General features: G+C 30.1%; 14 protein-coding genes and 1 tRNA gene. 6 read left to right on the top strand and 9 right to left on the bottom strand.

What is annotated here, in order from left to right; all coding sequences use genetic code 11:
- Nucleotides 1-108: 108 nt before the first annotated feature.
- The 5 genes from P8F83_RS05205 to P8F83_RS05185 all read right to left on the bottom strand — a co-directional run bounded on the left by P8F83_RS05205 (nucleotide 109) and on the right by P8F83_RS05185 (nucleotide 2,009).
- Nucleotides 109-441 carry a hypothetical protein gene (locus P8F83_RS05205; protein ID WP_326513727.1) on the bottom strand — a complete coding sequence of 111 codons (333 nt, stop codon included), beginning with the start codon at nucleotides 439-441 and terminating at the stop codon, nucleotides 109-111.
- 13 nt (nucleotides 442-454) lie between these two features.
- Nucleotides 455-895: a helix-turn-helix domain-containing protein gene (locus P8F83_RS05200; protein WP_326513726.1), complete on the bottom strand. Its 441-nt coding sequence runs from the start codon at nucleotides 893-895 to the stop codon at nucleotides 455-457.
- 102 nt (nucleotides 896-997) lie between these two features.
- Nucleotides 998-1,282: a helix-turn-helix domain-containing protein gene (locus tag P8F83_RS05195; RefSeq protein WP_315109855.1), complete on the bottom strand. Its 285-nt coding sequence runs from the start codon at nucleotides 1,280-1,282 to the stop codon at nucleotides 998-1,000.
- 25 nt (nucleotides 1,283-1,307) lie between these two features.
- Nucleotides 1,308-1,601: a hypothetical protein gene (locus P8F83_RS05190; RefSeq protein WP_326513725.1), complete on the bottom strand. Its 294-nt coding sequence runs from the start codon at nucleotides 1,599-1,601 to the stop codon at nucleotides 1,308-1,310.
- A 213-nt stretch (nucleotides 1,602-1,814) separates the two neighbouring features.
- Nucleotides 1,815-2,009 (bottom strand): helix-turn-helix transcriptional regulator, encoded by a 195-nt coding sequence (locus P8F83_RS05185; protein WP_326513724.1) that lies wholly within the window; start codon nucleotides 2,007-2,009, stop codon nucleotides 1,815-1,817.
- Between the two features lie 162 nt (nucleotides 2,010-2,171).
- On the opposite strand from P8F83_RS05185, the gene P8F83_RS05180 reads away from it, so the two are divergent.
- On the top strand, nucleotides 2,172-2,537 hold the full coding sequence (locus P8F83_RS05180) for a helix-turn-helix domain-containing protein (protein WP_286904420.1): 366 nt from the start codon (nucleotides 2,172-2,174) through the stop codon (nucleotides 2,535-2,537).
- Between the two features lie 70 nt (nucleotides 2,538-2,607).
- Here the strand turns inward: P8F83_RS05180 and P8F83_RS05175 are convergent, their stop codons facing one another.
- Nucleotides 2,608-3,150, bottom strand: coding sequence for a hypothetical protein (locus P8F83_RS05175; protein WP_326513723.1), 543 nt, complete (start codon nucleotides 3,148-3,150; stop codon nucleotides 2,608-2,610).
- 255 nt (nucleotides 3,151-3,405) lie between these two features.
- On the opposite strand from P8F83_RS05175, the gene P8F83_RS05170 reads away from it, so the two are divergent.
- The 3 genes from P8F83_RS05170 (at nucleotide 3,406) to P8F83_RS05160 (ending at nucleotide 7,162) form a co-directional block, all read left to right on the top strand.
- Nucleotides 3,406-4,371, top strand: a complete 966-nt coding sequence (locus tag P8F83_RS05170; RefSeq protein ID WP_326513722.1) for a DUF4236 domain-containing protein — start codon at nucleotides 3,406-3,408, stop codon at nucleotides 4,369-4,371.
- An 82-nt stretch (nucleotides 4,372-4,453) separates the two neighbouring features.
- The gene (locus P8F83_RS05165) at nucleotides 4,454-6,025 is read left to right on the top strand and encodes a restriction endonuclease (RefSeq protein WP_326513721.1); all 1,572 of its coding nucleotides are present in this window, start codon (nucleotides 4,454-4,456) and stop codon (nucleotides 6,023-6,025) included.
- A gap of 78 nt (nucleotides 6,026-6,103) precedes the next feature.
- The gene (locus P8F83_RS05160; RefSeq protein ID WP_326513720.1) at nucleotides 6,104-7,162 is read left to right on the top strand and encodes a beta family protein; all 1,059 of its coding nucleotides are present in this window, start codon (nucleotides 6,104-6,106) and stop codon (nucleotides 7,160-7,162) included.
- Here the strand turns inward: P8F83_RS05160 and P8F83_RS05155 are convergent.
- On the bottom strand, nucleotides 7,131-7,706 hold the full coding sequence (locus P8F83_RS05155; RefSeq protein WP_326513719.1) for a sce7726 family protein: 576 nt from the start codon (nucleotides 7,704-7,706) through the stop codon (nucleotides 7,131-7,133). The two genes, P8F83_RS05160 and P8F83_RS05155, sit on opposite strands and share 32 nt — an antisense overlap.
- Before the next feature lie 194 nt (nucleotides 7,707-7,900).
- Between P8F83_RS05155 and P8F83_RS05150 the strand changes: the two genes are divergently transcribed.
- Together P8F83_RS05150 and P8F83_RS05145 are read left to right on the top strand one after the other, a co-directional pair.
- The gene (locus P8F83_RS05150; protein ID WP_326513718.1) at nucleotides 7,901-8,413 is read left to right on the top strand and encodes an ImmA/IrrE family metallo-endopeptidase; all 513 of its coding nucleotides are present in this window, start codon (nucleotides 7,901-7,903) and stop codon (nucleotides 8,411-8,413) included.
- Entirely contained in the window at nucleotides 8,403-9,509 is a 1,107-nt protein-coding gene (locus P8F83_RS05145) for a site-specific integrase (RefSeq protein ID WP_326513717.1), read from the top strand. The genes P8F83_RS05150 and P8F83_RS05145 overlap by 11 nt, the downstream gene beginning before the upstream one ends.
- A gap of 96 nt (nucleotides 9,510-9,605) precedes the next feature.
- On the opposite strand, the gene P8F83_RS05140 is transcribed toward P8F83_RS05145, so the two are convergent.
- Both P8F83_RS05140 and spoIVA read right to left on the bottom strand, forming a co-directional pair.
- Nucleotides 9,606-9,681, bottom strand: a tRNA-Pro gene (locus tag P8F83_RS05140).
- Between the two features lie 296 nt (nucleotides 9,682-9,977).
- Nucleotides 9,978-11,456 (bottom strand): stage IV sporulation protein A, encoded by a 1,479-nt coding sequence (gene spoIVA / locus P8F83_RS05135; RefSeq protein ID WP_073015872.1) that lies wholly within the window; start codon nucleotides 11,454-11,456, stop codon nucleotides 9,978-9,980.
- Nucleotides 11,457-11,589: the final 133 nt, after the last annotated feature.

Genomic DNA, 11,589 nt, shown 5'->3' with positions numbered 1-11,589 from the left:
TTCTCATTTTTATAAGCTCCTTTACATCAAATATTTAATTATGTTATAATGGAGCTACGATGCTCGAACATCGTAGTCCTAAAAATTACATAAGAAGATAAACTCTTTTTATAAGGGTTTATTTTTTTGCCCTTTTTTAGATATATAGTCGTATTCTTCTGTAGGCCCAATGACAAAGTAATTATCATCACCTAAAACTAACGTATATGGAATGTCATCCACTATAGTTGCTACTGTTGTGTGTCCTGCAAAGGCTTCAATGAATAAACGTTCATCCTTACCTTCAAAGGTAACCTTTCTAAATTTAATTGAAGTTATAAGTTTTCTGCCTAAAATAGCTGCTCCAAAATGTATAGTTGAATCTTCAGGTATTTTAAAAGCCTTTTCCTCATTATCTTTCATTTTGGATATATCAAATATAATGTTTGAATATTCCTTCATGTATATTTCCTCCTCAATCTTTGGCAAAAGTAACAACTGATATCAACTTACCTGCCACATTGTTTATTATGTTTATGCTGCTATGAAATTCTAGCTTTTCATCTTCTGATATGATTCCATCTGACATTATCTTTTTTAAGGATGTTACAGCAGGATCAAGTTCATCCTGTGCAAGTATAGTCTGAAATGCCATATCAACATTGGTTTGTGGTGTTATTATTTCGGGTAAATACTTACCTAAAACACTGCTATTTTTGATATGCCACCATGCTAACAGTGGGGTATTATAAGCCATAGCCATCCTATCCACTATCTCATCTGGAACTTTTGTTTTGTTGTTCTCATAGTCTGATATAGACCTTTCACTAACTCCTAATAGCTCAGAAGCTTTAGCTTGAGTTAAACCCGCATTCTCTCTGCAAGTTTTGTAGTAATTTACGCATGTTTCATTCATTCCTTTTATACCTCTCGTCATTTATAATTAAATTATGTTAATCACATCTAAATACATATAATTTCTATTTTGGCAGGGTTCCCACTTACTCTGCTCTTTTTCTTAAGTGTTGATTTCCACAACAGCTGTACTGATTTTTACTAGAACATTTTTAAGCTTGTTATTTTCTTTCTCAAGCGCTTTAACCTTTTGTTCAAGTTCCACTTCTTTTTTAGTTTTATAGTTGTTAGCTACAACGTCCATGTACTCCATTAAACTACTCTCATGGATTCTCCAATCACGTCCAACCTTAAATGCTTTGATTCTCTTTTTATCAATTTCTCTTACTACTGTGTCTTTGCATACAGATAATATTTCTGCTGCTTCATGTGTTGAATATGCTTTCATTTTTTACTCTCCTCCATTTCTATTTTTATCTAATTCTTAATCCATTTGTCTTGTTTCTCTCTTCTTTAGAACATGTATTTTGATAAAAGATCTGCATAATTTCTTGTGCAGGTCTGCCCTTAATATCCATTACCTCTTTTGTGTACTTAAGCTTTTCATTATCATTAGATATAGAATCTAAAATACTAACTAAATCTTTTTCAAGAGTTCCAGTTAAGGAAATTACAATTTCGCCAGTTTTAAGGACTCCTGTAAGTTCATAAAAGCCTTTTGAAATACCTTCTTTAATAGCTTCAATTGACATTCTATTAGCATCCACTTATATCAACCTCCTTTTAAAAACTAATTCAAGCTCATGATTAACATAGTAATTAAAATCATCAAAGTGCATCCATGAATTGTTATACTGCGTTGCATAGATTTTATTAATTTCTCTATTTCTATCAGTTGCTCCAAAATAAGCATCCTTGGAACAAGTCTCTTTTCTTTATCATTCACCTATCTCACTTCCTTTTATTTAGTAAATTATAATTTACAGTTTAACTAAAAAAATTTCGTTCACTTCTTTTCCTAATGCCGTTGATATTTGACTTGCTATTGCATAAGACGGCATACTCTTTCCTCTTTCAATTCTTGATAAATATACCCTAGATATATTAGCTTTACTAGCTAATTTTTCTTGAGACATTTTTAATAATTCACGTTCTTGTTTTACTAGGTTACTCAATTTTACTCCCCCTATAAACAGATTTAGCTAAGTAAACTATTGTTTACAATTTTGATTATATTCTTTATTTCATCCTCTGTCAACTATGTTATACAAATTATTTGAAGTTTATTTCTGTAAACGATAGGTTACAGAGGGTATAATTATTATAGAGGTGTTGTTATGAAAACTTTAGGAGAAATAATTACTCAATATATGAATGAAAATGATCTTTCATTGAGAGATTTTGCTGAGAAAGCTACTATAAGCCATACTTACGTTGGCAAATTGCAAAAAGGAATTGATACTAGAACTAACAAACCTATTGAACCAACTTTAGATGTGATTGAAAAAGTTGCTAAAGCTATGAGTATGACACTTCAAGAACTTTTAGAGGCTATAGGTAAAATACCATCTTCTTCTGATAGTGAATACACAATAGCACTACATAACAATAATGGTTATGATGAAGAACTTCCTGAAGAAGCTAGGAAAGAAATAGATAATTTCATTGAATTTGTTAAACAGAAGTATGGAAAAAAAGAATAAAAGATAAAGGTGTCCGTGACGGACACCTTATTTTCTTATGTAAATATTTAATATCTCTTTTAACTTGTTATTAGTTCACTATCTCAAAGGTAAACACAACTGGGTTTATCATGTTTTCTATTAGTGGAGACACGTCGACAGACTTAATCTTAAGCTTTATTCCCAATGCTTTCTGATATTCATACAAACGTCCACCTGCACATCTTTCAAAATATGTTTCAATGGATTTTGGAAATTGAAAAGTTCCTTTTGGTGCATGCTTATAATATCCATGATTACATGCAAAAGTAACAGTGATTGTATTATCATCATTTAAAACGGCTGTTCTTCTAAATTTATTTGTAAATAATCTCAATCTTTCGCCAAGAGGTTTATCAGCATGTTCAAGTGCAAAGGCTTTTCTCTCTTTATCATACCCAGTACCTCTACAACTTCCATTTTGCTCATACAAGCGGAATCGCTGCTCTTTAGTGAGATGTTTTTCCATAGCAATCATAAACTTTTCTTCACATTCGTCTCCTTTATATGTTTGAGCAATATCCTCAAACAAAGGCACTATATCGACTGGAATTTCATTTTTACTCATTCTCATACTTTTTATCATACTTTTCATGTTCAGTACCACCCTCCCTTTTAATACCCATTCCATAGCAAAATAAGTATACCATACCAGATATTTCTTTTCTATAGATTACATATTATCCAGTAAATGTTATTATTCAGTATTAAAGGTGTCCGTGAAGGGCACCTTTAGGGTTTCAGCATCTAGCTTCTATATAAAATATTTTTATTCGACCTTATTCTATCAATTTCGCATAATATTTACATTACAATATAATTGTTATTATATTTATAGGGGGACATACTAATGGGATTCAGATTTAGAAAATCAAAAAACTTTGGACCATTTAGAGTGAATGTATCAAAAAGCGGAATAGGATGGTCTGTTGGAGGTAAAGGCTTTAGGCATACTAAAAGAGCTGATGGTAAAACACAAAATACATACAGTATTCCAGGTACAGGAGTAAGCTATGTAGATGTTAAAGATAATAACTCTAACTTTTCTGATTTATCATCAACTAGTACAAACACTCAAAAACCTAACATGCGCAACAATAAAAGACCACCAAAATGGCTATTAATTATTTTAGCTGTGCTAATCTACATTTTGTTACTGGTATCATTTCCTAAAGTATTTGGTGCATTAACATTGCTGGGGGGATTAGGATTATTCTATTATTTATTTGCTAAAAGCTCCACCTTTAAAGGAAAGCACATACTTATAAAAATTTTCACAAGTGTATTACTTTTTGGATTTATGTTCTTCTTTGGATTAGGTGGGCTCTTATCTACAACATCAGATAATATATCAAATGAAAACATTTCACAAAATTCTTCAATGACTAATGATGATAAGGAAGATGATCAAATATTTGTAGAAGAAACTAATAATAAATCTGATGAGGAAGATAAACTTAAAGAACAACAGGAGGCTCAACAAAAAGCTGAGGAAGAAGCTAAATTAAAAGCTGAACAAGAAGCTCAACAAAAAGCTAAAGATGATCAAGCTGCCAAAGAAAAAGCTCAGGCTGAACAAAAAGCTAAAAGTGAACAAGCTACTCAATCCACTTCTCAACCTCAATCACAGCAGGGTTCTTCTAGTTCTTCCAGTAGTTCTTCAGGACAAGGACTTATTAAAGGTAATATAAACAGTAAAGGCGAAAAAATTTATCATGTTCCTGGTAGTACATATTATGATAGAACTGATCCCGAACGTTGGTTCAATACAGTAGAAGAAGCTCAAGCTGCTGGATTTAGAGCTCCAAAGAAATAAACTACATGATGATAGAAGAATCTATACAAGAAATAAATAATTATGGATACATAATTACTAAACATAAGAAGGGAGAATGTATATGCCAACTAAATATTTTTACGAGCAATTTATTTCCAATTCATATCTTGGAAAATCTAAAACCGTAAAAGCTCAGTCAAAATACGAATTAAATCAAAAAATTCAAAATCAATTAAAAATATGGGAAGAACAAGAACTCAGAGGAAGAGAAAAAGATAGGATTGGTGACTTAAAAAGTAAATCTGATTATTTAACTAAAGCAGCTACGAACAAAATCAATTCGTATAATACTATCTTGATTAATAGCGTACGATCAAGTAAAAAGTTTAATTGGAATTCACAGAAAGATAAATCACAATTTAAAAATTTTACTTATTTAATAGCACCGCCTAGCATTGATGAGTTTTATATTAAGCTAAATGTTCCTAGGCAAAGCTTTATGGAAAATTTCATGAAATCTAAAAAGATTAAGAGAGAACAACTGGAAGCTGATGCTCAAAGGTTATTTAATGAATCCTTAGATAAATACAACAAGGATAAAGAGTTATCAAAAGAAAACTATGAAAAAGAAAAGAATGAATTTCTAAAAAAACAAAATGACCATAATTCCTCAATAGATTCATGGAAACAAAACTTTGAGAATTGCGAAAAAGATGCTGTTGAAAGATATATTAAAACAATATTAGATAATTTAAAGTTCCCAGATGATTTTGAGTATGATTCTGAAGTACAGTACATGCAGCAAAATAAAATACTTATTGTATCATTCAAATTACCATCCCCTGAAAATATTCCTAATATCATAGAGTATAGGTATATAAAAACTAGAGATGAAATGACAGAAAAGGTTATGAAGAAAACAGATTTCGAAAAATTTTATGATGACATAATTTATCAATCAACATTAAAGGTTATACACGAAATCTTAAATTCTAGCAAACCCGATTATATTGACTTATTAGTATTTAATGGTTGGGTTGATTACATAGACAAAGCTACTGGTCAAGATGCATCCTCTTGCATTATTTCAGTAGAAATTAATCCTGAAGAATTTAAAAATATTGATTTAACTAAAATTGATTATAAAGAATGCATAAAATCCTTAAAAGGAATTTTCTCAGGAAAATTAATAAATCTGTCTCCGGTTAAACCAATTTTAAATATCTCTACTGAAGATAATAGATTTATAGAATCTAAAGATGTTCTTTCAGAACTTACATCAAAAGACAATCTTGCTTCAATGCCGTGGGAAGATTTTGAGCATTTAGTAAGACAACTATTTGAGAAGATGTTTAATGCTAGTTCTGGTGCAGAAGTTAAAGTAACTCAGGCAAGTAGAGATGGTGGTGTGGATGCGATAGCTTTTGATCCTGACCCTATTAAAGGTGGCAAATTTATAATACAAGCTAAGAGATATAATAATGTAGTTTCAGTAAGCTCAGTGAGAGACTTATATGGAACCATGATTCATGAGGGTGCAACTAAAGGCATCTTAGTGACAACAAGCTACTTTGGAAAAGATTCGTACGAGTTTGTAAAAGATAAGCCAATTTCACTAATTGACGGTCAAAATTTATTATCTTTGTTTAATCAGTATGGATACTCTAATCTTAATATAACTCTAAATAAGTAATAACAGATAAGTGTTGATTAAACACTTATCTATTAAAAATCTATGTATATATTATCTTAAGTTATAGGAGGAATCATTATGGAAAGGTATTATGTTCCTATATTAAAGTTTAAACAGTGTGAAAGAAAAGCTTTATCAGAATTACCAAAAGAAATTTTATCTAAAATAAAACCTTATTTTAAAATCCAGGTTAGAAATATAAATCCAAGAACACACAAGCCAAGCAAAACAATAGATGAGTATCTTGAAATTACTTCTGAGGAAATAAAAAATCTATGTGTAAATCACAGCCCATTTATTGATGCTGATAATTTGAATGACGAAGAAGTCACAAAACATGGAACAAATCCTCATTCTCAGTTATATATATTGCTAAATCAGAAAAATATAGAATTTATACCTGTTATTAAATCTACATCTTCTATGAGTTCACTAAATATTGTAAAAAGCTTAGATAAATCTAAAATAGCAATTCACATTAACGCAAATGAATTATCTAACTTGAAAACTCTTATAGACACTTATAAATCATTTGGATTTAATTTAAACAGCTCCGTTTTGTTTATAGATTATAATTTCATATCTATATCTCCGACTATAGATAATACTATAATAAGTAAATTAAATGATTTAAATATTTGGAATAACTTTAGTGAAATAATCATCTCATCTAGTTCATTTCCATTAGATTTTTCTAAAATTGAACTTAACTCAATTGGTTATATCAGAAAACTAGAACAAGACTTATATTATAATCTTGCTCCTGAAATTAACTTTGATATATCAAAAATTATCTTTTCTGACTATACTTGCATAAATCCTAATCAATTAAATGATTTCGATTATACTAAAAACAAAGTATTTGCTGCTATTAGATATACAAGCAAAGAAAACTATATAGTGGTTAGAGGAAATCAATTAAAAAAAGGCACATTTGACCAATATATTACTTTAGCTGAAAATTTAATCAACCTTGAAGATTATACAGGTAAAGATTATTCGTCTGGAGATTTATATATTTATAATGTATCTACACGCGAAATTAAATCTGGTAATCCAACAACATGGTTACAGGCTGCTATAAATCATCACTTAACTTATACTGTTAATCAACTTTCCAGTTCATCCTACTTTTAAGTTTTTCCCTAACTGCTTCTTTTAAATCATCTATGGGAACGGTTTTAGCTAATTGTTCCCACATCTCTAATCTAGATTTAGATCTAAACCCTCTATCAAGTTTTTTTTCTTTAAGTATGTCTAATGCCTCATCCTTCCATAATAATTGAACTAGTGAAAATGAATCTACATATTTATTTTTCTTAGGCTTTTTTCTTTCTCTTATTTCTATTGACCGCTCTTTATTTATTACAACCTTGATTCCCCACCACTCTGGTAAAATATCTTTAGCTTTTTCATAATGACTATCACTCACAACTAATGTCATATAATCCATTACTTTACTATAGGTTAATATTTGTTTAGGAAGTCTTAATAAATTATCTGATTCACTTTTAATTTCATATCCATGTATTGATCCATTTATTACTGCAACATCTATCCGTGCATCACCTTGACATAGATTTAACTCATCTACAATTATAGTACTTTTATCATCGTGATATTTCACAAAAAAATCATTATGTAATTTTGTTCTTATATCTATATCTCTTGTCTTAGTCATGCCTAACACAACTCTCCTTAAATATATTGAAATCCATATTAACAATACTAATTTTAACAATATAGTTTCTTAAAATCAAACAAATTTGTTGTTTAATTGAAACTTATATTATTCAAAAAAGAAATTCCTAGAACATAAGTTCTCATGTTTGTGGTATAATATTTCCATACTTTAGATAAAAGGGGTTGATATACATGGAAATATTAGAAAAGATATATAAAATAATTGAAGAAGAAGGTATAATAGTTGAAGAAGTAAAATTTAAATACTACTATATGGATGGAATCTATTTTAAGGTTCCAGGGTTATCACCTACTATTGGAATTAGGAAATCTATCGCAAATAATTCTAAAAGACTGGTTTCTACTCTCGCTGAGGAACTGGGTCATCATTTCACATCTTACGGAGATTTAACAGCTGAATGCTTTGTCTACTCCGAGAAAATCCAAAGATCAAAACAAGAAAGAATAGCTAGAAAGTGGGCTACTGAATTCATCATGCCCTATGATAAGCTTATAAAGGCTATTAAGAAAGGCTGTAGGTCTATTGATGACTTATCAGACTATTTTAATGTTACACCTGTTTTTGTGTTAGATAGGTTTTATTTCTTACGTTTAGAAAGACCTAATTTAAATATAGAAGGTATCTCCTATTCCATAAATCAATCAATTTATTATGATAAGGAGAATATTCATTATGAGAGGTAGTGTCTACAAAAAACATAATTCTTGGTATTACTTAGTTGATATAGGAATTGATCCTCAGACTGGAAGCAGAAGAAGAAAGGTTAAAGGAGGTTTTAGAACTAAGGCTGAAGCTGAAGCAGCTCTTTCTATAGTTATTAATAAAGTTAATTCAGGAACTTTAATTGAAGAATCCAAAATGACTGTTGAGGAATATCTAGATTATTGGCTTAATACTTATTGCAAGGCTAATTTAGCTCCCTCTACTCTTAAGAGATATAGAGAATTAGCTAAAACTATAAATAAACATCTAGGTAAAACTAAGTTAGCTGCTCTTAAGTCTACCGATATTCAGGAGTTTTATAATGAGCTGCTAACAGAAACTAATCTCTCACCTACTACCATATTAAAGGTTCACAGAATGTTCCATACGTCTTATAAGAATGCGTATTCCTTGAAGTTAGTAACTTCTATACCTACTAGTGCTGTAAAGCCTCCTAGAGCCAATAAGGTTGATTTTAGTGTTTGGGATGGTGAAGAAGCTAGTTTATTCTTGGAACTTATTAAGGAACATAGTATATACATACCAGTATCTCTAGCTCTTCAAACTGGTATGAGGTTAGGTGAGATACTTGCATTAAGGTGGGATAATATTAATATTCCTGGTAAGTCTCTAGCTGTTAGAAATAGTTTAAGCTATATACATAAGGAACTTATTATAAAAAGACCTAAGACCTCAAGCTCTATTAGAACCATAGCTCTTATGGATTCAACTATTAATGATCTTAAAGCTTTAAGGAAGAAGCAGCTTCTTCTTAAAACTGAAACTGGTATCGAATATGATTATATATGCTCTTGGGAAGATGGTCGCAATATGCTTCCTGATTATGTGTCTAAGACTTTTCAGAAGTTAATTAAACAATATAATTTTAAGAAGATAAGATTCCATGATTTAAGGCATACTCATGCTACTCTACTATTGCAGCAAGGTACCCATCCAAAGATAGTTAGTGAGCGTTTAGGTCATGCAAATATCAGTATGACTTTAGATATTTATTCTCATGTTCTACCTAATATGCAGCTAGAAGCAGTGAGAAAACTAGAGAATATTTTTACTTGATTTTTTACTATGTCACCTTTTCGTCACCCATGCCATATTTCCCACAAAAACATAAACCCTGCAAACACTCATGTTTACAGGGTTTTAATCTTCTTTTGGTCTGAGTAGCGGGACTTGAACCCGCGACCCCAAGACCCCCAGTCTTGTACGCTACCATCTGCGCTATACCCAGAAATTAAATATTATTATATAACAAGTTAGGGTTTAGCGCAATGTTCACATTTTTAGCTATTTCTTTTTCTTTTTATCGGATGAAGTGGTTTTGGAGCTGGTACCTGCTTTATTGTTTTTATTTGCTTTTGGTTTTTTAGTTGAACCACTTTTACTTTTTCCTTTATCAGGCATAGTATTTCCCCCTTAATTTTAATTATCATATCCATATTTCTAAAGGCAATTTATAACTGCAAATAAATTTAACCACATTACTTCTTAAATATTTATTTAGAAATATTGTGGTCAAACTTTAAACTATAGAATTATGCAGATTAATCCGCCATTACCTTCATTAATAATTTTTTGAAGTGTTTTTTGTATTTTTACCTGTACATCTTCTGGCATCTTATATAACTTGTTTTGAAGTCCTTCTTTTACTAATACTTCTAAAGACTTTCCAAACATATTACTCTGCCATAATTTTGATGGATCATTTTCAAATTGGTTAAGTAATGATTTCATTAATTCTTCTGTTTCTTTTTCAGTTCCCATAATAGGAGATATTTCAGTTTCTATATCTGCTTTTATTAGGTGTAGGCTAGGTGCACTAGCTTTTAGTTTTATTCCATATTTAGAACCATGTTTAACTATTTCAGGTTCTTCAAACTTCATTTCTGAAAGCTGAGGAGCTACTAATCCATAACCTGTATCTTTAACATCTTGCAGAGCTATTGATACTTTATCGTATTCAACCTTTGCATGATGAAGGTCTTTTACTAAATCTATAAGGTGTGATTCAGATGCTATTTCTGTATCACATAGTTCGCTAAGAATTTTATAGAATATTCCATCCTTAGGTTTCATATTAATTCTAGCTGTACCATTTCCCAAATTCATTTCAGTAACTTCTGATTGTGCAAAGATATCTTCTCCAGAATTATTATTTAGGCATTCTTTTATATCTCTGACTTTAAATATGTTCTCACACATTGATTTTACTATGTTTATAAAATTAGATTTTAACCAATGAGAACCTTCTAATTTTTCTATCCACTCAGGCATATCTATGTTTATTTCTTTTACAGGGAACTCTTTAAGTACTTTTTTGAATAATTTTTGTATGGACCCTTCATCCATTTTTTGTACATCCATTATTTCAACTGATACATTATACTTTAATTCCATGCTTTTCTTTAATTCCATTGTTTCTGTAGCATTAGGATTATTTGTATTTAATATTACTATAAATGGTTTATTTATAGATTTTAATTCTCCTATAACCCTTTCTTCAGCCTCTACATAGTCTTCTCTTTGTATTCCTGTGATAGATCCATCTGTAGTTACTACAAGACCTATTGTTGAATGATCTGTTATAACCTTTCTTGTTCCTATCTCAGCAGCATCTTCAAAAGGAATCTCATAATCAAACCATGGTGTATTTACCATTTTAGGATTGTTTTCTTCTATATAGCCTAAAGCTCCTTTAACTATATATCCAACACAATCTACAAGTCTGACTTTTAGTTTTAATTCCTCCTCTAAGGATATTTCTACTGCTTCGTTAGGTACAAATTTAGGTTCAGTAGTATGGATTGTTTTTCCTGATCCGCTTTGTGGTAATTCATCCTTTGCTCTTTCTTTTTTATAAGAATTTTCTATGTTCGGTATTACCATAAGATCCATAAATCTTTTTATAAATGTTGATTTACCAGTTCTTACAGGTCCTACAACCCCAACATAAATATCTCCTTGGGTTCTTTCCGCTATATCTTTATAGATATTATAATCTTCCAAGATAATCCTCCTAATAATATTATTGACAATATATATATATTAGATAATTTATAAAAGTATACTGAAATTTTGGGATTTAGTTTATCTTTTTTAACCATCATTTACGAGTATTTCTAATAATATATATTTCTGA

Source organism: Clostridium intestinale (assembly GCF_035905475.1).
GTDB classification, from domain to species: domain Bacteria; phylum Bacillota; class Clostridia; order Clostridiales; family Clostridiaceae; genus Clostridium_T; species Clostridium_T intestinale.
Note: the sequence above shows the minus strand (reverse complement) of the source record. Positions and strands in the feature narration are given on the sequence as shown.